The sequence below is a fragment of the Candidatus Aciduliprofundum sp. HYA1 genome (assembly GCF_056175085.1).
In genome coordinates this window covers 615,389-635,948 of the sequence record NZ_CM149694.1, presented here as the reverse complement: position 1 = coordinate 635,948, position 20,560 = coordinate 615,389, and the positions used below count along the sequence as shown (strand labels likewise).

Annotated in this window: 23 protein-coding genes and 1 pseudogene; 10 read left to right on the top strand and 14 right to left on the bottom strand. The window is 46.2% G+C overall.

All coding sequences use genetic code 11. The annotated features are described in order from the left end of the window. Positions 1-41 precede the first annotated feature (41 nt). Positions 42-2,455 (top strand): annotated as a pseudogene (locus AC0S1O_RS03565) (plasma-membrane proton-efflux P-type ATPase). Here AC0S1O_RS03565 and sdaAA read toward each other — a convergent pair. Further along, a complete protein-coding gene (gene sdaAA / locus AC0S1O_RS03560; RefSeq protein WP_475394388.1) occupies positions 2,449-3,306 on the bottom strand; it encodes an L-serine ammonia-lyase, iron-sulfur-dependent, subunit alpha in 858 nt (285 codons plus the stop codon). The pseudogene AC0S1O_RS03565 and the gene sdaAA overlap by 7 nt on opposite strands. After that, the gene (gene sdaAB / locus AC0S1O_RS03555) at positions 3,296-3,958 is read right to left on the bottom strand and encodes an L-serine ammonia-lyase, iron-sulfur-dependent subunit beta (protein ID WP_475394387.1); all 663 of its coding nucleotides are present in this window, start codon (positions 3,956-3,958) and stop codon (positions 3,296-3,298) included. The genes sdaAA and sdaAB overlap by 11 nt, the downstream gene beginning before the upstream one ends. A 73-nt stretch (positions 3,959-4,031) precedes the next feature. On the opposite strand from sdaAB, the gene AC0S1O_RS03550 reads away from it, so the two are divergent. Then, a complete protein-coding gene (locus AC0S1O_RS03550; protein WP_475394386.1) occupies positions 4,032-4,730 on the top strand; it encodes a hypothetical protein in 699 nt (232 codons plus the stop codon). Between the two features lie 12 nt (positions 4,731-4,742). Here the strand turns inward: AC0S1O_RS03550 and AC0S1O_RS03545 are convergent, their stop codons facing one another. Both AC0S1O_RS03545 and AC0S1O_RS03540 read right to left on the bottom strand, forming a co-directional pair. Further along, a complete protein-coding gene (locus AC0S1O_RS03545; protein ID WP_475394385.1) occupies positions 4,743-5,594 on the bottom strand; it encodes a ribose-phosphate diphosphokinase in 852 nt (283 codons plus the stop codon). Between the two features lie 112 nt (positions 5,595-5,706). Continuing rightward, positions 5,707-6,723: an N-acetyltransferase DgcN family protein gene (locus tag AC0S1O_RS03540; RefSeq protein WP_475394384.1), complete on the bottom strand. Its 1,017-nt coding sequence runs from the start codon at positions 6,721-6,723 to the stop codon at positions 5,707-5,709. Positions 6,724-6,802: 79 nt separating this feature from the next. Here AC0S1O_RS03540 and AC0S1O_RS03535 point away from each other — a divergent pair, with 79 nt between their 5' ends. Continuing rightward, positions 6,803-7,552 (top strand): hypothetical protein, encoded by a 750-nt coding sequence (locus AC0S1O_RS03535; RefSeq protein ID WP_475394383.1) that lies wholly within the window; start codon positions 6,803-6,805, stop codon positions 7,550-7,552. Here the strand turns inward: AC0S1O_RS03535 and AC0S1O_RS03530 are convergent. The 7 genes from AC0S1O_RS03530 to AC0S1O_RS03500 form a co-directional block, all read right to left on the bottom strand. Next, complete coding sequence (locus tag AC0S1O_RS03530; protein WP_475394382.1) at positions 7,545-8,585, bottom strand: dipeptide epimerase; 1,041 nt, start codon at positions 8,583-8,585, stop codon at positions 7,545-7,547. The two genes, AC0S1O_RS03535 and AC0S1O_RS03530, sit on opposite strands and share 8 nt — an antisense overlap. A 33-nt stretch (positions 8,586-8,618) precedes the next feature. Then, positions 8,619-9,392, bottom strand: coding sequence for an FtsZ/tubulin family protein (locus AC0S1O_RS03525; protein WP_475394464.1), 774 nt, complete (start codon positions 9,390-9,392; stop codon positions 8,619-8,621). Positions 9,393-9,430: 38 nt separating this feature from the next. After that, positions 9,431-10,144: a tRNA (adenine-N1)-methyltransferase gene (locus AC0S1O_RS03520; RefSeq protein WP_475394381.1), complete on the bottom strand. Its 714-nt coding sequence runs from the start codon at positions 10,142-10,144 to the stop codon at positions 9,431-9,433. 149 nt (positions 10,145-10,293) lie between these two features. Continuing rightward, complete coding sequence (locus AC0S1O_RS03515) at positions 10,294-10,560, bottom strand: type II toxin-antitoxin system RelE family toxin (protein WP_475394380.1); 267 nt, start codon at positions 10,558-10,560, stop codon at positions 10,294-10,296. Beyond that, positions 10,557-10,739 carry a hypothetical protein gene (locus AC0S1O_RS03510; protein ID WP_475394379.1) on the bottom strand — a complete coding sequence of 61 codons (183 nt, stop codon included), beginning with the start codon at positions 10,737-10,739 and terminating at the stop codon, positions 10,557-10,559. Before AC0S1O_RS03510 ends, AC0S1O_RS03515 begins: the two co-directional genes overlap by 4 nt. A gap of 66 nt (positions 10,740-10,805) precedes the next feature. After that, entirely contained in the window at positions 10,806-12,809 is a 2,004-nt protein-coding gene (locus AC0S1O_RS03505; protein WP_475394378.1) for a hypothetical protein, read from the bottom strand. A gap of 99 nt (positions 12,810-12,908) precedes the next feature. Next, positions 12,909-13,040, bottom strand: a complete 132-nt coding sequence (locus tag AC0S1O_RS03500) for a hypothetical protein (RefSeq protein WP_475394377.1) — start codon at positions 13,038-13,040, stop codon at positions 12,909-12,911. Between the two features lie 87 nt (positions 13,041-13,127). Between AC0S1O_RS03500 and yciH the strand changes: the two genes are divergently transcribed. The 3 genes from yciH to AC0S1O_RS03485 are packed head-to-tail and all read left to right on the top strand — an operon-like array spanning position 13,128 to position 15,905. After that, the gene (gene yciH / locus AC0S1O_RS03495) at positions 13,128-13,424 is read left to right on the top strand and encodes a translation initiation factor (RefSeq protein ID WP_015283339.1); all 297 of its coding nucleotides are present in this window, start codon (positions 13,128-13,130) and stop codon (positions 13,422-13,424) included. Beyond that, positions 13,421-15,631, top strand: coding sequence for a tRNA(Met) cytidine acetyltransferase TmcA (locus AC0S1O_RS03490; protein ID WP_475394376.1), 2,211 nt, complete (start codon positions 13,421-13,423; stop codon positions 15,629-15,631). Before yciH ends, AC0S1O_RS03490 begins: the two co-directional genes overlap by 4 nt. Continuing rightward, the gene (locus AC0S1O_RS03485) at positions 15,588-15,905 is read left to right on the top strand and encodes an ASCH domain-containing protein (RefSeq protein WP_475394375.1); all 318 of its coding nucleotides are present in this window, start codon (positions 15,588-15,590) and stop codon (positions 15,903-15,905) included. Before AC0S1O_RS03490 ends, AC0S1O_RS03485 begins: the two co-directional genes overlap by 44 nt. Here AC0S1O_RS03485 and AC0S1O_RS03480 read toward each other — a convergent pair. Then, complete coding sequence (locus AC0S1O_RS03480; protein ID WP_475394374.1) at positions 15,888-16,421, bottom strand: hypothetical protein; 534 nt, start codon at positions 16,419-16,421, stop codon at positions 15,888-15,890. The genes AC0S1O_RS03485 and AC0S1O_RS03480 overlap by 18 nt on opposite strands. A 99-nt stretch (positions 16,422-16,520) precedes the next feature. Here AC0S1O_RS03480 and AC0S1O_RS03475 point away from each other — a divergent pair, with 99 nt between their 5' ends. Genes AC0S1O_RS03475 through AC0S1O_RS03465 form a run of 3 tightly spaced genes read left to right on the top strand, consistent with a single transcriptional unit; the run spans position 16,521 to position 18,469 of the window. Then, the gene (locus AC0S1O_RS03475; RefSeq protein ID WP_475394373.1) at positions 16,521-17,078 is read left to right on the top strand and encodes a CBS domain-containing protein; all 558 of its coding nucleotides are present in this window, start codon (positions 16,521-16,523) and stop codon (positions 17,076-17,078) included. A 10-nt stretch (positions 17,079-17,088) separates the two neighbouring features. Further along, positions 17,089-17,814, top strand: coding sequence for an SDR family NAD(P)-dependent oxidoreductase (locus AC0S1O_RS03470; protein ID WP_475394372.1), 726 nt, complete (start codon positions 17,089-17,091; stop codon positions 17,812-17,814). Between the two features lie 34 nt (positions 17,815-17,848). Continuing rightward, the gene (locus tag AC0S1O_RS03465) at positions 17,849-18,469 is read left to right on the top strand and encodes an HAD family hydrolase (RefSeq protein WP_475394371.1); all 621 of its coding nucleotides are present in this window, start codon (positions 17,849-17,851) and stop codon (positions 18,467-18,469) included. Here the strand turns inward: AC0S1O_RS03465 and AC0S1O_RS03460 are convergent. After that, complete coding sequence (locus AC0S1O_RS03460) at positions 18,466-19,101, bottom strand: protein-L-isoaspartate(D-aspartate) O-methyltransferase (protein WP_475394370.1); 636 nt, start codon at positions 19,099-19,101, stop codon at positions 18,466-18,468. The two genes, AC0S1O_RS03465 and AC0S1O_RS03460, sit on opposite strands and share 4 nt — an antisense overlap. 72 nt (positions 19,102-19,173) lie before the next feature. Here AC0S1O_RS03460 and AC0S1O_RS03455 point away from each other — a divergent pair, with 72 nt between their 5' ends. Then, positions 19,174-20,040 carry an alpha/beta hydrolase gene (locus AC0S1O_RS03455; protein ID WP_475394369.1) on the top strand — a complete coding sequence of 289 codons (867 nt, stop codon included), beginning with the start codon at positions 19,174-19,176 and terminating at the stop codon, positions 20,038-20,040. Here AC0S1O_RS03455 and AC0S1O_RS03450 read toward each other — a convergent pair. Further along, the gene (locus AC0S1O_RS03450; RefSeq protein ID WP_475394368.1) at positions 20,037-20,546 is read right to left on the bottom strand and encodes an HDIG domain-containing metalloprotein; all 510 of its coding nucleotides are present in this window, start codon (positions 20,544-20,546) and stop codon (positions 20,037-20,039) included. The genes AC0S1O_RS03455 and AC0S1O_RS03450 overlap by 4 nt on opposite strands. Positions 20,547-20,560: the final 14 nt, after the last annotated feature.

Sequence of the window (20,560 nt, the reverse complement as noted above, 5' to 3'; positions counted from 1 at the left end):
AATATTAACCTTGAGAGCATTGTATTTAGGAAGGTGAGTGGATGCACGATGTCAACTACAAATCAATGGATGTTGATAAGGTAATGGATGTATTGAAAACATCAAGAAATGGACTGACGGAGGAGGAGGCAAAAAAAGGTTAAAAGAATATGGAACCAACGAGATACCGGAAAAAAGGGTTAATCCGATTATCAAATTTCTCTCATACTTCTGGGGTCCGATTCCCTGGATGATTGAAATTGCAGCTGCCCTGTCCATTTTGGTGCATCACTGGGAGGACTTCTGGATCATATTCTCCCTGCTCATTCTCAACGCCATCGTGGGGTTCTGGGAGGAGAAGAAGGCAGAGGATGTGATCAAGTACCTCCAGAACAAGATGGCCGTTCGAGCCCGTGTACTGCGTGATGGAAGGTGGAAGGTCATACCCGGAAAGTACCTTGTTCCCGGAGACGTGGTGCGCATAAGGATGGGTGATATAGTACCCGCAGACATAAAGCTCATTGAGGGTTCATTTCTTTCAGTGGACCAATCTGCCCTAACAGGTGAATCCCTGCCCGCAACCAAGAAAAGGGGAGACATAATATTTTCAAGTTCCCTCGTGAAAAAGGGAGAAATGACAGGCGTTGTGGTTGCCACTGGACTTCACACATATTTTGGTAAAACCGTGAAACTCGTTGAGGAGGCAAAGACCGTCAGCACGTTCCAGAAAATGGTGCTGCGCGTTGGAAACTACCTAATTCTTCTCGCCATAATTCTGGTTTCCATTGTATTCTTCGTGGCCCTCTACAGACAGGAGAGCATACTGGACACCCTCAGATTCAGTCTCGTGCTCACTGTAGCCGCAATTCCCGCAGCGTTACCCGCAGTACTATCAATAACCATGGCCGTTGGAGCGTTTAACCTGGCCAAAAAGCATGCCATAGTGAGAAAACTCACAGCCATTGACGAACTTGCTGGAGTGGATATCCTTTGCTCAGACAAAACGGGCACGTTAACAAAGAACAACCTCACCACAGGTAAGCCCGTGGCCTTTGGAAACTACTCAAGGGAGAATGTCATATTTTACGGAGCGCTGGCTTCCCGGGAGGAGGATCAGGACCCCATAGATCTTGCAATTCTAAAGGCGCTTAAGGATTACAAATTGGAGAAAAAGTTCAAGGATTACAGGCAGAGCAGCTTTGTTCCCTTTGACCCTGTAAGTAAGAGAACTGAGGCTGAAATTTCGGGAGTGAAAAACTTCAGGGTATCCAAGGGAGCGCCTCAGGTTATAATTTCCCTGTGCAAGATGAATGAGGAGGACAAGAAAAAGGTGGAGAAAATAGTTGATGGGTATGCAAAGCACGGGTTCAGGACCCTGGGTGTAGCTGTTAATTTCAATGACCATTGGGATTTTGTGGGAGTAATTCCTCTCTTTGATCCACCGAGACCCGATGCTCCGAGGGCAATAAAAACCATAAAGGCACTGGGCGTGAAGGTGAAGATGGTAACCGGGGACCATGCCTCCATAGCCAAACACATAGGAGAGATGCTTGGAATAGGAAAAAATGCCATATCAATGGAAGAACTCAGGAAGAAAAAGAGAGAGGGGCAGGAGATTGCACACATCATAGAGCAGGCAGACATATTTGCTGAGGTTTTTCCAGAGGATAAGTACGATATCGTGGATGCCCTGCAAAAGGAGGGGCATCTTGTGGCGATGACGGGAGATGGTGTCAATGATGCTCCTGCACTAAAAAAGGCCGATTGTGGTATAGCAGTTTCCGGGGCAACGGATGCTGCAAGAGCCGCGGCTGCAGTTGCACTCCTCCAACCTGGATTGATGGTAATAGCAGATGCCATAAAGGAAGCAAGAAGGATATTTGCAAGGATGGAGAGTTATGTGGTGTACAGGATAACGGAGACCGTTCGAGTTCTATTCTTCATAGCCCTGTCCATCCTTGTGTTCAATTTTTATCCAATAACTGCAGTTATGATAGTGCTGATAGCGCTTCTAAACGATGTGCCAATTTTGGCAATTGCCTACGACAACGTGAATGTGCACAACAGACCGGTTAAATGGGACATGCACAAGGTTATATTCCTCTCCTCCGTGCTGGGATTCACAGGCGTAATCAGTTCATTCCTGCTATTCTACATAGCCAGGGATGTTCTCATGCTGGGGCTGGGTGCAATTCAAACCTTCATATTTCTTAAACTCGCAGTTGCTGGGCATCTCACAATATTCATCACGAGAAGTGAAAAATTCCTGTGGAGCAAACCCTATCCCGGGGGATTGCTTTTCTGGTCGGCGGTTGCCACCAAGGCAATAGCCACACTCATTGCAGCCTTCGGCATCTTCATAACACCCATAAACTGGTGGCTCATAGGACTTGTGTGGGGCTATGCCCTCCTGTGGATGTTCATTCTTGATCAGGTGAAGGCCTGGACCCTGAAGTACATACATACTCTCTACTGATTTTTATTGAGTTCCCTTACTATTCTCCTGGCCGTTGGAGTTGCGGCTATACCACCCATACCCGTTTCCCTCAAACTCTCAGGAAGGCTCTTTCCCACACGATGCATTGCTTCCACAATCTCATCAAAGGGAATCACGCTTTCTATGCCCGCAATTGCCATCTCAGCGGTGGATATCGCCACGTTAACAGCAACCCCATTGCGCTTTACACAGGGTACCTCAACAAAACCACCTACAGGATCGCATACCAGCCCCATCATAGATTTTATGCTCAGCGCCGCTGCGTGGGAGCATTTCACAGCGTCCTGAGAGACGAAATAGGTGAGGGCAGAGGAGGCCATGGCTGCCGCGGTCCCTATCTCCGCCTGACAGCCCCCTTCTGCACCCGATATGGTGGCATTCTTTTCAATAACCCAACCAACGCCCCCGCCCACTATAAAGGCATCCAGCAGGGCCTCTTCTCCGGCTCCAAGATGCCTTTTGAGCGCATACAGAACACCGGGAACAACGCCGCAGGCACCACCTGTGGGACAGGCCACAACCCTGCCCATGGAGGCATTGCTCTCCGCCAGGGACAGGGCAACAACCATAGCCGTGTGGGAGAATTCACTCACGAACCTTGGAGAACTGCGAGATAACTTAAATCCATTATCCCCAGTTAACCCCGCAAGGGTTTTCTGCTTCTTACCGTACTGCTTCTCGGCCTCATCAAGCATCACGTTGAGAAGCTTTTTCATCTCCCCTCTCAGAAGTTCCACGGGCACCCCGGTTTCTATCATCTCCCGCTCAAGTATTATATCCGGCAGAGATCTGCCATCCTTCCATTTTTTCACAAAATCTTCAAAACGCATCTTCATCACGACCTATGTAGTAGAATTCAAGCACGTAGGGATTGCTCATAATCTCACTCCTGCACCCTTCAGATGGTTCCTCATCGGTTTCAATTATCGCCACGGCAATTCTGTGAAGGGCATCCGTTCTTTTAACGTAAAGATTTGAAATGTTAACCTTCAAATCCTCCAGAATACCCCCCACTGTTCCCGGGAGATCCCTTATTACCATCACCATTGTGTGGTACTCCCAAGACAGGGAGCACTCGCAATCATTTATCCTCGTTATTCTTATTTCCCCACCGCCTATGGAGGAGCCCATTATCTCCCAAGTATGTCCATCCTTGAAGGTTGTTATGAGAATGGTGTTTGGATGCACATCACCCAGGTCGCTGCTCTCAAATTCATACCTGAGGCCTGTGGATCTTGCAATGTCCAGGGCATTTCTTATCCTCTCATCGTCTGGACGCATACCCATAATACCGGCAATTAACGCCTTATCTGTTCCGTGTCCAAATCCGGTATCTGCAAAGGAGCCGTGGAGATGAAAGATGACCCTATCGGGAACACCCCCTATGAACTTGTGCACAAATCTCGCGATGCGAAGTGCTCCAAGGGTGTGGGAACTTGAGGGCCCCACCATCACGGGACCCACAACATCCAGCAGGGACATATGGGTGCATAGGGTTTCCGGGTATTAAAGTTATTTCCAAAAATTATAAACAATCAAAAACATGGGGGAAGGTATGAATTCATACCGTAGGTTACTGGATTCTCTGCCCATTGAAAACAAGGATTTGTGGTACTTCATCTGGAGATTCCGGGTTATACTTTTCGCCATTGTGCTCGCCCTCCTATTTCCTTACGTAATGTTCTTTATCACAATGGATCAGTACATCACATCCTTCTCTTTGGAGTACTACTCCTTCTGGGCGATACTTCTCATCTACAACCTACTACTACTCTACCCCTATTTTAAAGAGAAGAACATGGATGGATGGAAGCCGGACAATCACACCAACGCCATCGTGTATCTGTCCTACTTCATCTCGGCAGAATTTATGGCTTTCGGAGTAATGATCATCTACAGGGCTTCTCGTATGAATTATCTGGGCTTAGAGATACTTCTGTACCTAACAGGAGCAGGTTCAATTATCTTCGGAGTTTATGTTCTTCTCCTAAAAATCAGGGGTTACACCATTGAAAAGTGTGTGAAAAGGATACACAATATACCTGATCTGAGAGGGGAGGTGATACGCAGATTGGAGAGCAAATTTCCAGATGTGCAGGTGAAAAGGGGCATGGTTAAAATGGGTCAATTAAAAATCAAAATAACAAACTCAAATTATTCCAGCACAGTGGGCACAGTAAAAATTATGGGCATAACAAAATCCAAGGGGGATAAGGTAAGGAAAATAATGGAGATTGTGGACATACTCGGATAGGTATGATTGCATTTAAGAGAGTTTTCTAATGGCTCTTGCTATCACTCCTGCAACGGTTATCTTGCTGTGCACCCCTTCTATGGTATCCGTGGCTGCAAAGTCATTCACCCTCTTCATATTCTCCATGGCACGTCCTATGAACAGCCCATGGGTGCACACTGCATATATCCTCTTCGCCCCCTGCTCACGAAGTTGCTCGGCCGCCCTTGCAATTGTGCCCCCTGTGGATATTATGTCATCCACTATCCCCACCGTTTTTCCATCCGCATCAAGGTTTTTGGGCTTTATGATCACCTCCGTACCGCTGAGGCGGGTTTTCTCAAGGTAATCAAACTCCACACCCATTTCATTGGCCACGTAGCGGGCTCTCTTGTATCCACCCTTGTCGGGTGATATGACCATATCCACACCCTTGGCCTTGAGCCATTCTGCAAGGGGCTTCGTTGCATGCAGGTGCATGGTGGGAATATCAAACCACTGCAAAACGTTCTCCGAGTGAAGATCAATTCCTATGAAATAATCCGAATTCATACCTATGTGCTTTGCCATAACCCTGGCACTTATGGCCTCTCCAGGCTTGAAAATCTTATCCTGACGGGAGTACCCAAAATATGGAACCACGGTTATGATCCTCTTCACCCCCTTTTCCCTCAGGGCATCCTGCAGCAAGAGTAATTCGATTATTTTCTTATTTGGGTGTGTTGTTTGTATGAGCAAAACCTCATCTTCAAGGTCATCATCTACACGCACATACAGCTCTCCATCAGGAAATCTCTCAACATGGGGCCTCACAAAATCAAAACCCAGTTCACGGGCAACCTTCTCCCCAAGACCTAATGATGCACTGCCTGCAACAACCTTCATATGGGGGTTATGGGCCTTCAATTTAAAATATTTTTCCAAGAAAAAAGCACAACCAAGGCATTTCACTATACAATGCTCTTTACGCCTATTTCAGGCATAAAATGGAGAGAAATTAAAATTTGAACATCTTATCAAAGAAGTCGCCCGCTCCAAAACGCAGCACGTCTTCAGCAGGTAGACCCAGTTCGCTCTCGACCTTCTCCTTGTATTTCTCAATCTCCTCATCGCTCATATGTTCCCCATCAATGGCTATCCCTATAACCTTGCCCCCAGATATTGGTTCTGCCAGTTTCTCGTAGAGTTCTATGCTCCTCTCAAGGGGCTGGATCGGATATCCATCATAGTGATGATGATCCCTTCTGGTAGGGTCATGGGCGAGTATGATCTTTTTGGCGTAGGAGCCATGGAGTATTGCCAGTGTCACGCCGCTGTAAGCGGGATGGGTCAAATCCGCCTGGCCCTCAACGAATATCAAATCCCTATCACGTAGCCTGTTCACCATATCCTCCACCGCACCGGCCATAAAATCTCCAGGAACCCTGTCAATGACTATGCCCTCGTCACAACCAACCATTATGCCTGTCTGACCCGTGGCAACGAAGGCAGAGTTCAAACCCCTCAACTTTGATTCCTTGTACAGTTCAACGGTGGTTATCATCTTTCCCACGCTGCAATCTGTGCCTGCCACGAGCACCGTTGGTGCACCTCTTCCACTTCCATCTGCAACACGCAAATTCTCTGGGGGCTTGCGCACATCCCATATCCTAGCCCCGTACTCCTCCGCAAGTTTACTGAACTCCCGATCCTCGCTCAGAAAATCGTGAAGCCCGGAAATAACGGTCTTGCCCCTCATAAGAGCTATCCGTATCTCCTCCCTGAAGAACTCTGGAAGTTTGCCCCCTATGGGAGAGTAGCCAACTATGAGAACATCAAAATCGTCCTTTACATCCTTCAAACTCGCATATATGGGCACGTGCCTCCTCCCCGGGAACAGCTGGGCAGCGTCCATCCCAGCATGGCTCCTGTCAACTATGGCAACAATATCGTTGGGCGAGTAAAAATACACACCCCTCGCTGTTTTCCCCCCATATCCCACAAAGGTATCGTGGGCCAGTATTGCCAGCCTCATGGTGGATAATCGGGTATCGGGTATATAATGAATTTGCCCATTCGCAAAATATAAAAATGAGGTTGAACATGGTCAATGGATGCGTTTGAGTTTTGAAGCGAAACTGGGCATTCTGCTGATCATAAGTGCACTTGGATTCTACGTGCTAAACTATTTTCTTTTTCGAGATCTGAATTTCATAGAGAGGTACCTTCTGGCCCAGCTCGGATTCCTGCCCATATCCGTTTTGCTGGTCACCCTTGTGCTGAACAAATTGATGGTTCGCAGAGAGAGAATGGAAAGGATCGAAAAACTCAACATTGTGGTTGGAAGTTTCTTTGCGGAGATAGGAAAGGATCTGCTGAGATACCTGTCAAAGTACGATGAGCGCATAGAAAGCATCGCAAGGGAGATGATGAACCTTGAAAATTTCGAAAATGAGGACTTTGAAAGGATCAGGCAAAAACTTGAAAATAAAAAATTTGAAATTGCGCTGGAGAAAATGAACCTGTACGAACTAAGAAAATTCCTTCTGGAAAACAAGGATTTTGCCATAAACCTCCTGGATAATCCGGCCATAATCGAGCACGAGACCTTCACAGAACTACTCTGGAATCTTCTCCACGTAACGGAAGAACTTCGGAGAATTTCAAATTTTGAAAATATACCCAAGGATGATTTCGAGGATATAAAGGGAGATATTGAAAAACTGTATCGACTGCTCATTTACGAATGGGTAGCCTATGTGGAATACCTGAAGGGAAGACATCCCCACATATTCATCTACGAGGCAAAAACAAATCCGCTCATTCCCCACTCCTACCATGTGAAGAGAAGAAAAATCACCTGATCTCTATGCCAAGACCCGGCACGTTCCTGACCCTGTTGTACCCATCCTCGTACTCCATACCGATGTAGGGCTGATTCTCAAGATCCCAGTACCCATCGAGATCTGCGTAATCTGCGCCGATGCCAAGGGCAAAATGGGTACCTGCGGATATGCCCACCTGGGTCTCGATCATGCATCCAACCATTATCTTCATTCCCGCAGCACGGGCTATGGACGCCATTCTCAGTGCTTCAAGGATCCCTCCACTCTTCATCAACTTTATATTTATGCCGTCAACCTTTCCAACAAGGCGAAGAACATCTCTGGAATTATGGACACTTTCATCGGCCACAATGGGAATTTCAACGCTCTCCCTGAGAATCCTCAGATTCTCAATCTCACTTGCAGGAATTGGCTGCTCTGCAAACTCGATCTCGTACCTCTCGATCTCCTTCAGAACCCTTATGGCTGTTTTAAGATCATAACCCTGATTTCCATCAACTCGAATCTTAACATCGGTCATCTTACGCAGGGCGCGAATGCGTTCAACATCCTCCTTGGGGTTGAGACCAATTTTCACCTTTAAAATCCTTGCTCCCTCGTCTATGAGTTTTCGGGCATGCTCAAGGGTATAATCAATATTTCCAATATCCACGGTCAGGGATGTCTCTATTCTCTCCTTCCTCCCACCCAAAATGTTCTTCAACAGTACACCCGCCTTCTGGGCAAGAATGTCAAATAGAGCAAAATCTATAGCCGCCTTGGCACTGGGTGAGCCAAGAATTGAGGAATTCAGAGAATCCATTATTCTTCCAATGGCAGATGCATCCTCTCCAATTACAAGGGGCTTGAATCTTTTAAGGGCAGAAACCACAGAATCAACAGTATCCCCCGTTATTCTTGGTGCAGGGGCTGCCTCCCCATACCCGCAAAATTCCTCGGTGCATATTTTCACAATCACGCCCCTGTAGGTGTCCATGGTTTCAAAGGCGATCTTAAAAGGTTTTTTTAGTGGGATTTCCAAAACCTTCCAGTCCAAACTTATTATCTCCATAAATATGCATGGCCTTGCAAAAGATAAACTTTCCTATGGCAGGGTAATAACCGTGACCTTCACCTCATCCCCGTACTCCTGGGTGTGATAAACATCCACAAATAGGGGATCATAATTTCTCGAGGCAACCTTCGCATCCTCCAGTTCTATATCCCCACTGAACAGCATAACTCTCCTTTCCCCATCAATCCACGGAGAGTCAAGGGCATCCTCTATGGCAACCTCCATTCTATTCTTCCCCGCCCCAAATCCTATTCCAATGCCCAGTTTTCCCTTTAGGGGCACACTCATGATGTTCTTTATGAGCATATTCCTGAAATCTAAAACAATGTGCTTCATGACCTCCGTGGGTATGCTCATTGCCGCAGTAATGGGTATGTTGGAGTAGTAATTCACAAGGCCATCGTTGTCAAGCACAAAGTACATATCGTAGTACCTTTCAATATCTGCAAGAACGTTTCGCGCGGTTTCCCTCCTGATCCTGTTCTCGGAGGAGAATGGCAGGGTGAATAACCCCACCAATTTCGCTCGTCTCTTCGTTTTCCCAATGATCCTGACAAGATTTGTGCCCAAATTTCCCCCAAGACCTGCAAGAACAAAAATATACGGGCTGTTTATTCTGGCCAGCCAGGGAAAGGCCATACTTATCAGTTTTTTATCCACTGTCGCATAGGCCTCCACCTTTTTCTTGTCCACGACGATGTCCGCAGCATGCTCATTTATGGTTGTTGCCCTTATTCCCGTGTACCTGGCAACGTAGGTGGCAAACTTTGAACCTGCACCGCCGCATCCAATCAACGCAAGCATATCCACATACCTTTATGGAATTTGAAGTATTAAATCTTTCACAGTTTTCGGGCAAATACCATAAATCCCGTGTGGGCCACCTCCACATTGTCCGGCCTTGTTCCAAGTTCTCCCACAACGATGTTTCTCTTTATTATCTCACAGGCCTCCAGATCAACAAAATTCAGTGAGAGCATCTCTCTATAGACCCTTTCAAGCTGGTTGTATGTAGGCACGTATGCTGCCACGCATCCCGAGGGGCGAAGCACCTTGGAAGCCATGGCAATTGCATTCCAAGGATCGGGTATGTCCAAAATGAACGCATCCAAATTCCGCTCCTCAACATCATGGCGCACATCTCCAATCTTCAATTCCCAGTTGCCCTCCAGACCTGCACGCTCCACATTTCTCCTTGCAATTCTCGCAAAATCCTCGCGAAGTTCGTAGGTGTACACCTTACCATCCGGATGAACAAAGTAAAGAAGGGCAATGCTCATGGCCCCAGATCCCGCACCCGCTTCCACCACCCGCATACCCGAGCGTATCCCACATCGGGCTATTATGTAGGATGAATCCTTGAGTGAGATTATCTGCGCCTTCCTGTTTACCGTTTCCACATAATCATAAAGATTGCTTCTGAGCACGTAGAACTTTTTCGTGCCTATTTTAATCTCCCCTTCACGCAAATCCTTCAGCACGGCAAAATCCCCAACACGGTACATTCCATTCTTTTTTGCAATGTACCTTCTCTTCCCGTCTATGAGCGTGTACATAGGAGGATATAGGCACGGGGAGTTAAATTTGTTTCTCCATAAAATTTTTTAACGGGTACAATGGCACAAATGTGAGTGTGCCGTGTTATATGAAGGGAAATATCGCCACCAAAGGGATATCTTAATCAGTGAACATATGCAATAATTCATCATTTTTCCGCTCTCTCATATATGTTTTTCCTTGGCCCTATCGCAAGTAGGAAAATCCTGCCATTCTGATGGTCAATCTCATATATCAGCCTAAAATCCCCAATTCTGAGTTTGTATTTTCCCTTCAACCCCGCTGTTAAAGGAATACCCAGATGGGGATTTTCACTTAGATCCGAAATCCTGCTCTTAATCCTCTCCCGCAGAGAGTTCTCGTACTTTGAAAATTCTTTAATAAACCGTTTGGTGGCATAGATTTCGTATCTCATAGAAATCTCTCGTATTCCCCATTTTTTATCTGCTCCTCAGACTCCCTTATCTGCTCAATAAGCACCCTGTCCTCAAGGATTTCCAGAGTGGCGAGTATGCTTCTCAGCAATTCCTTTATCTCCCTGGTGTTTTCTCGCACTTCGCGAATGTACTCTGCCTCCGCAGTCCTAGAATCCATGATAATTCCATCGCATTTCTCATATTTAAGACTTTCCAGCATTTGGAGAATCACCGCTTCAGCCCCTCAGCGCTTTCTCCTCCCTTTGACTCTTCCGAATCTCATCACGATGTAAATCACCGGCACGGCGATGACGAGCCAGTTCAACTCTGGAACCTCTGGCGCCACATTCGGTTCTCCACTTACTCTTTCATCAGTTGGAATCGCCCTATATATCGGTGGGAATTCCGAACCGGTTAATTTGTATTTTTCGTACGGTTGGTTTCCGTCTGGGTTATAGGATGATCCGTAAGGATTGTTATAATCGTTGTCAATCATTGCACCAAATGTTTCCCTCTGCAATTTTGAAAGCGTGGTTATATTTGTGATCATTTTTATGCCAGGCCTATTATACAAAGGAGGGTATGAGATTCCAGGAATATTGTAATATATTGTGTTTGCGTTTGCAAACTTTGCCCTTACCATGTACCTTGGGAAGGTGGGGAATTTGGTGTAGTACATGTATTCGTTGTTTTTTAATTGATCCATTACATTCCATGAGTTTCCGAAACCTATTTCACTTGCAGTGGTGTTCCAGCCAATTGCTGTACTACCAACGTGATCATATACTGCAACATTTTCGACTTTAAATGGAGCGAATATATTTGGGTCTTTTGAATCATTTGTCAATGTGTTGTTATATCTCACGAACAGGTAGGTTTGGGATACCGTGAGGTACCAAACCAATGGTGAAAAACCTGAGCAATCCAATAACATTTTTTGCCCTTTTGTGAGGTTCAGGTAGTATTTCATATATAGGTCGTTGAAGGTATCCGGTCCAGGATCATCACCTGTCGCATTTGGATCGTGAAGCATTGAATACACCCACGTTGCCAGGGAATCGATCGGATTGCTATATTGCGAGTTTGATCCAACTTTATCTATTTTTCCAGTGTATACATTTTTTATAGCAGTTTCGTTCAAATTCTGTTCGTTCCAGAAGGCGCGGGCGTCGGCGTAGGCGTTTGGATAACCTCTGGGGGTTTCATTTAGCCATATAAAGGCTTTTTCGTATTGCACTCCATTGAGTGCTTCACTTGATTTTGCATCTTTCCAGATTCCGGTGATATACGAAGAGGGTGCAGGATTAATCGCAAAAGACAGGCCGATTACTCCGCTTTTGAGCTGGGCGAGTTTTTTGAGGTAATCGATGCCGATGGCGGGGGCTTGTTTGAGGATGTAATTATCTAGGAATTGCGTCTCGCTCTCTCCGTTGCCGACGTGTTTGATTGCGTAGAAGCCGTCGTAGACTCCAGCATAAGTGAGAAGTATCTTCGCCTGCGTAGCGTTTGATGGATCAATACCCCATTGATTCGCGTAATAACTGAATAACGAATAAAGCAGATCTCCCGGAGTTTTGGTGTAAGAAGTTGCGTTTACAGGGAACATGAGTAAGAATCTCTTCTCAAATGGTTGGAGGTTCTCCCATGCATTCACTTCGTTTGCGAGTATCTGTTTATCCGTATCATTAAATCCGTCTTGGAAGTTCTTCGTTTGTGATAAGTAGAATATGAAATCCATGTCGTGGAGTAATTCTGGATGCAGAGCATAAATTCTCATTGCAGTTTTTAGCATGGTGCCATTGACTGCTCCGGCAGCAACTTCCTTGGCTAACCAATGCCCACCTCCAGAAGCGTTGTCAAAGAAGTAAGTGTAATTGTTAACCAATGCGGAGAGATTTTCAGCCACAGATTGATTGTGCAAATACTCTGCAAAGGTGCCGTCAAATATCACGGAATCGTGCTGCAACCCGAATACCACCTTGGTGAAGTTCATCTGCGTTTGATTCTCCGGATCCATGTGGAAAACATAGTAGGTCCAGTTCTCCAGCGCCTGCGTGTCCGTTGCCCTGACGCTCCACGAGCCTTGGGGCCCGGGAACGGCAACTCTTATCACCACGGGCGAGAGAATCAGAATGAGAACCAGAACGAGAATTGCAGGCACTTTAATCGGAGAGTTGCCCCTTTTATCTCCTCTCCGCGATATTCTGGAATCGCCATAGAATCCCTCGCGTGCAGAGAGTGGTTCCATTTCGAATATATCTACTCCTACATATTTATAATTTTTCTTACCACCTCTGATTGCCTAACCCATCTCTCTTGGTGAGATTTTGGTGATTAAAAAGAATAATTACTCGCCACTCACCTTATATGCTCCACCCTCCCCCTCACGCAAATCCCTCAGCACGGCAAAATCCCCAACACGGTACATTCCATTCTTTTTTGCAATGTACCTTCTCTTCCCGTCTATGAGCGTGTACATAGGAGGATATAGGCACGGGGAGTTAAATTTGTTTCCCAACCCGTTGACGAAACTTATAAATAAGGGATTTCATTTTGAGGATTTGTAATGAAAAAGGTTATAACTGGACTTCCGGATGAGCTGTTTGCCTTGGAGGAAATTTCCAAGGAGCAGCAAGTGATAAAAATATACACGGACAAGCGCAGGTACGGGAAAACTGTGACCATAATAGAGGGGTTTGATCCTAGGGATGTGGACCTGAAGGAGATGGCAAGGACCTTGCGAAAGAAGACCGCATCTGGTGGTACTGTGAAGGACGGACGCATTGAGTTGCAGGGAGACCAGCGAGAGAGGGCAAGGAAATTTTTAGAATCCCAGGGATACGTTGTTGAGATCATAGAATGAATCCAGCAAACACAGAGGAAATCGTAAATCTGGCCCTATCCCTTTTAAGGGATGCAAGGGAATGCAATCAGAGAAGGCTGCTTGTGCTGGCCGATGACAGGGAAAGGGGCATTGAAATTTTGAGAAAAGTCCTGGAAAGTATTTCCGTGGACACCAAGATAGTTTTCACAAAGAACATCGACTTTCATGTACCGGCAGAGGTTGAAGAACTGAAAAATTCGGACAGGTACATGGGCACCAATTACGATTTTCTGGCACTGGATTTGCACCATTCCTTCATACCCAACGACCTTGGAAAACTTGTGGGAATCGTGAACGGAGGTGGGCTTATTGTGCTTCTCACCCCTCCCTTTGAACTCTGGCCCGAAACACGGAATTTCTTCCACGAGGTGATACTCACTCCACCCTACACGATGGAGGATGTGAAGGGGAACTTCGCCAGATGGGTCATCAGAAAATTGAGAGAGCACGAGGGCATAGCCATAGTGGAGAAGGGGAGAATAACAAAACATGGGCATTTGAAGTGCGAGAAAGAAAAGAGTGAGATCAAAATCCCGAGAAGCATGAGATTGCCCGCAGAGGCATACGAGATGTGCATGACACAGGATCAGATAAGGGTGTTGCAGGGTGCAGAGAGGCTTGGAAAACACGGAGTTATGGTTATAACGGCAGACAGGGGCAGGGGAAAGAGCAGTGTTCTTGGCATAACCGCAGGATTCCTTGCAGGAAAATTCAAGAGGATAGGAGTGACTGCACCTGACATATCAAACGTGGGTGAGATCTTCAGATTCTTTGAAATGGTAACCCGCGTTAGAAATTTGAAGGTAAAGAAGAAGAGAAAGAGCATTGTTGGTAAAGATTTCAAAATTGAGTACGTTGAACCCGCAAACGTGGAGCCAAAAAATTACGACTTGCTTATTGTGGACGAGGCCGCGGGCATTCCTGTGCCCCTCCTTTTGAGATACCTAAAAGCCAAGAGAATCATATATTCCACAACAATACACGGCTACGAGGGCACGGGGCGTTCCTTCTCCATTAGGTTCATGAATGCTGTGAAAAAAAGAGTGAGAAACCTTATGCTCATTGAGATGCAAGAACCCATAAGGTACGCACATAACGATCCGATTGAGAGATGGCTATTTGATACATTGCTTCTTGATTCTGAGCCACCTGAGCTTGAAAAAGTGGAACTGGAGAGATTGGAGTACAGAAAATACACCATTGAAGAACTCATGCAGGATGAGAGAAAACTCAGAGAGTACTATGGAATATTCGTTCTTGCGCACTACCGCAATAATCCCAATGATTTCGGCATACTTTGTGATGCCCCCAATCATGAAATAAGAACTCTGGAATACGATGGGCACGTTATATGCTCAGTTCAACTTGCCAGAGAGGGGAAAATTGAGAACTTCTCAGATGAGATGTACTTCGGAGTGACACCTCCCGGGAACATTGTTCCGGACGTGATGATAAAGCACCACAGAATGAGAGATTTTGGCAAGTACTTTGGCTACAGGATCGTGAGAATTGCCACACATCCCCGGTTTATGAACATGGGCATAGGAAGTGCAATGCTAAGGTACATCAAGGAGGAGCAGGCCGACTGGATTGGCTCATCCTTCGGAGCCACCGAAAAACTTCTGAATTTCTGGATAAAGAATGAATTCTATCCGGTGCACATATCTCCCAAGATAAACGAGAGTACGGGAGAGTACTCCATAGTGATCATCCATACAAAAAATGATGCCCTTGAGGAATCCGTTCTTAGGGCGAGGGAGAAGTTTGGAGAGAAGTTCATAGCCAGCCTGGGCGAGATACACAGGGATATGGAACCGGCCATAGCAAGAATGGTTCTTTCATCCCTACCAAAAACAAGGGACCTCGAACTTGACGATGTGGACTGGCGCAGATTAATTGTGTATTCCTGGGGCCCGGGGAACTACGAGGTCACCATTGACGTGATTTACAGAATCGCTGCCACCTATTTCTTCTTGAGGAACAGGCCAAAATTGAACAAGGAGCAGGAGATCATCCTCACAGGTAAGGTTCTGCAGCACAGGCATTGGGAAGAAATTGGGCATCTTATTGGAAGGGGCGGCACATACGTGGTTATTGAGTTGAGGGAGATAATGCGTAAATTCATTGGAGGGAGGTACAGAGATGAGGTACTTGAATTTCAGCGAAGATTTCACGGAGAAAATTAGAAAAGGGGAGAAGAGGGCAACATTGAGATTGGGCATTAAGGATTACAGGCCAGGAGAGAAGGTGATTATCCGCTGCGGAGATAGGGATATTGGTGTGGCCACCATAAGGGAGGTGAACTTCAAAAGGTTCAGGGAGATAAGCAAGGAGGATGCTGAAATTGATGGATTCAAAAGCGGGGATGAGCTGAGAGCGGCTCTTGAAAGATTCTACGGAAAATTTGATGATGAGCAGATTTTCACCCAGATAATCTTTGAGTTAGGTGAAGTACATTAGGGCCTTCTCCTCTTCCCGCTCGCCCATCACGTGGTTTTTCAGATTCTTAAGAGATGCGTTGAATTCCTTGAATATTCTCCTTCCCCTGGCAATCTCCAGTTCCATCCTTTTCAAGGTTTTTTCAGCGGAACTCAATCTTCGTAGATTCATGCTGTGATTGAAGGAATTTACCAGAGAGAAAAAATTTCCGAGCCAGATCTGGACCTTGGTGTAATTGAGAATTACGCTCTCAATCAGCTTGTATTCCCCACTGGATGGAGGTGTGGCCGAGTACATCTCCCTTATCCATTGCATTGCACGGGTATCCATATCGTAGCCCTTCAGGTATGAGGTTATTCCCTCAACGCTCTTGCTCACGGATGCAAACCTTTTTAGCAGGGCCATAACCCTCAAATTCACTTTCTTCCTTGCAATTTCCATCTCAAATATGGCCCTCTGCTCATCGGTGAGGTAGGCAAAATCCATTGCAGTTAGACCGTATTTTATCAGGATTTTCTCATCAACCTTTCCATCCATGGAATAACCTGCACCTTATGAAATATAAATTTTCCTGCTCAAAACTCGGTGATGGAATTTTGCTCAAAAATTATTTAAACCACAAAGTCCTATATTTTCATGGCGAGGGCTATGAAGAGCATAACCGTTGAGGAGGTCATGTCCAAAAATCCAAAGATCGTATCTGGAGAGTTGAGCGTTGAAGAGGGGGCAAGAATACTGCGTGAACTCTCCATAAGCACATTGTTAATTGAGGAGAATGAAAGAATTGTGGGAATAGTAACGGATAGGGACTTCGTGACCAAGGTTGTGGCCGAAGGGCTACCCCTTAATACAAAACTCAGGGAGATAATGAGCAGCCCCGTCATAATGATACCCCATAACGAGCGTCTTGAGGATGCTGCAAAGATTATGACAAAGAGAAGAATAAGAAAATTGCCGGTCATAAAGGGAGAGGAAATTGTGGGCATACTATCAGAAAATGATATAACACGCATATCTCCGGATCTCATAGCCCTCGCCCAAGAATACGCCAAGATACACTCAGAAAATTCTGAGGAGGAAAGGGCTCAGGAGTACCTCGCGGGAAAATGCGAGGTGTGCGGGCAGTACTCCCTGAGGCTCACCATGTACAACGGCATGCTGGTTTGCCCTGAGTGCCTTGATTCTATGAAATGAGGGGAGAGGTATGAAGAATGTGGTTGTTACCGGTGCTTCAAGAGGCATAGGTCGTGCCATAGCACTTGAACTGGGAAAAAGAGGATATCGGGTGCTTGTGAACTACAACAATTCAGAGAGGGACGCTCTTCAGGTTGTTGAGCAAATAAACTCCAGCAAGAGGGGTGAGGCCTTCGCATACAGAGCCAATGTTGCCTCCTTTGAAGATGTCAGAAATATGATTGAGAATTTTACCTCAAGTTTTGGTCCCATCTACGGACTGGTTGCCAACGCCGGCATATACATTCGAAGAAGGATTTACGAGATGAGCATTGAGGACTGGCAGAAAACAATGAACATAAATTTGGACGGTGCATTCTACCTGGTCAAGGCGGCACTTCCATATATGGCCTCAGGCTCCATAGTTTTTGTCTCATCGCAACTGGCGTTCAAGGGCTCCAGCAGCAGCGTTGCCTACAGCGCAAGCAAGGCGGGAATCCTTGGACTCATGCACTCTCTTGCACTGCAACTTGCCCCCAGGATAAGGGTAAACGCCGTGGCACCCGGCACCATAGACACAGATATGATTTCAAATTACACACCTGAGCAGTTAGAGGAGAGAAGAAGGGAAATCCCGCTGGGGCGCATTGGCAAGCCTGAGGATGTTGCCAAGGTTGTTGCATTCCTGATCAGCGAGGATTCCTCCTACATAACAGGGACCACCGTGGATGTCAATGGCGGGCTCTATATGAGATGAAAGAGTTTAATTACTAAATCCACATAAGCCAGCGATGCTGGTGATATTTGACCTTGACGGCACTCTCATAGACACCAAGGACGAGATATTTTCCGTTTTCTCAAAGGCATTTGAAAACATGGGATTGGAGCTTGATAAGGGGCGCATGGAAAGGTACATTGGACTTCCACTACGGGAACTGCTTGAAAAATTGCTTGGTGAGTACGATGAGCGTGTTGAGAGGGAGATAGCCAAGGTTTACTATTCTGAGAGGGAGAGGAGGATAAGGCTATTTCCCGGAATGGAAAGCATCCTGGATGGAAATTTCAAAAGGGCAATACTCACCTCAAAGAAGAGAAAAACAGCCATTTACGACCTATCCTATTTGGGATTGCTCGATCATTTTCCAATAATCGTAGGTGCAGATGACATTGAGAAAAAGAAACCCTGCGCCGAGGGCATATTCAAAATAATCCGTATGGCCGACTGCCAACGCAGGGACAGGGTGTTCATGGTGGGTGATACTGAAATGGATATTATGGCCGCAAAAAATGCAAAGGTCAAGAGCATTGCAGTCACCTGGGGGTTCAGAAGCGAAGAATTTCTGAAAAAATACGAACCGGATTACATGGTTCATAACCCAGATGAACTCAAAAGAATTTTAGAGGAAAATTAGGCCCACCTATGACCGTATCTTCCCACAAAAGGCACAAAGGCCACATCACCCCAAACCCTTTTTCTCCACCCATGTCTCTCCTTTCTAAGCACGTATAATTCCTGAAAGAACGTGCCACCCACAGGTATAACCATGATTCCTCCGTATTTCAACTGCTCCTTTAGGGGTTCCGGAACACTGGGAGCACCACAGGTGACTATTATCCTGTCATAGGGAGCATTCGCTTCATAACCCGCCGAGCCATCACCCAAGAGGAGATGCACTCTATCCCTGCAGGGGCAATTTTCCATGTTTTTCTTTGCCAGATCCCTTAATTCAGGTATTCTCTCAATGCTGTAAACCTCAGCACCCAGACATCCCATAAGACATGCGTTGTACCCCGAACCCGTACCAACCTCAAGCACCTTTGCCCTTTCAAATACATCAAGAAGTTCAAGCATAACAGCCACCATGCTGGGAGCACTTATGGTCTGGGCATGCCCTATGGGAATGGGGTCATCAAAATAGGCGTGATTCCTGTGCTCCTCAGGCACAAAATAAGCCCTATCGACCTTCAAAAATGCATCTTTCACCCTCCTGCTCTTTATGTACCCGTGCATCTCAAGCATGTGAACCATTGCCTCGTTGTCCACAGGAATAGATGGGAAAAAACCTAAAAAACTTATCGTCGCAAAATCTATTATAGTGAGAGCCAATTAGGCACCATGGCCCTTGATGCTTTTGATGGAAAGCTGGTGTTTTTCAAAACGAGGGACGACTTGAAAACTGCAGGATTCCTGATGGAATCTGAAAAGGAGGATATCGTGCTTTTCATCCACGGAATGGGAGGGAACTTCTACAAGATGGGCTTCCTCAAAGGTGCGAGAGAACTCATCCAAAGAGGCATATCATTTTTCTCCTTCAACACCCGTGGGGCGGACATAGTTAAGGATTTCAGAGATATGCAGGGAGAGCACCACACGATTGGCACGGCACTTGAGAGGTTTGAGGACTCCGTGAAGGATATCGGGGCGGCCATTGATCTCCTGAGTTCCCTCGGTTTCAAAAGATTTCACCTGCTTGGGCATAGCACGGGCTGCCAGAAGATACTCTACTACGCGTGGAAAAGCGAGGATTCGAGGGTCAAGAGCCTCATCCACGTATCTCCCGCCGAGGATTATGAAATCTGGAGAAACTCCCTCGGTGAGGATTTTGAAAGATATGTTGAAATGGCAAGGGAGATGCGCTCCCAAGGTGATGGAGATAAACTGCTCATCCCCCTGTACGAGAAGACGGGAGAGATATGGAGTGCATCCCGATTCCTGAGTTTTGCATCCCGTGAAAATTATGAGGCAAGGATGTTCAATTACGAGGATCTTGAAATATTCTCGCAGGTCAAATTTCCCACGCAAATATTTCTTGGCACTGAGGATCCATACTTCCCGAGGGGTGTTGAATGGTACGTCTCAAGGCTTAGAAAGGCCTACAGGGGCAACAGATTGAAAATTGAAATTATGCCGGGGGACCACAGTTTTCACGGATACGAAGAGATCCTCTTTCAAAAAATTGGAGAATTTGTTAGGTCACTTTAGAGTTTCCCCTTCTCAATGTGGAAATCTATGAAATCGCAATGATGTATTATCACGGCCTCTGGAATGCGCGTTACGAACTCACCTTCCTTTGAATGGGCCGCGATTATATGCGCAATCTGATATGGCAAATCAAATTTCTCCGCCAGCATTGCACCGCCCACTGGGTGCCTTATTCTCTTTCCGTACTCGCTCTTCACGACCTTACCATCCCTATGCTCAAATTCAAGAAGTTTGGCCACATCGTGCAGAAGCCCACCGGCGATTATGAAATCCATATTAACATCCCCACGCTCCTTGGCAACGGCCATGGCCATCCTTGTCACGGTGCGAGTATGCTCCACCAGATTTCTCTCGGTGGGTATTAGAAGCGTGAATGGAATCCTATCCAACGGGAAATCCTTCCAACCCCCGCGCTCAATGGCATACTCCCACACCTTTATGACCTTTTCCCTGAGTTCTGCATCCCTTATCTCGTTTACTTCCGGAAAAATCTCCTCGATTTTCATAATGGTAAATAAAA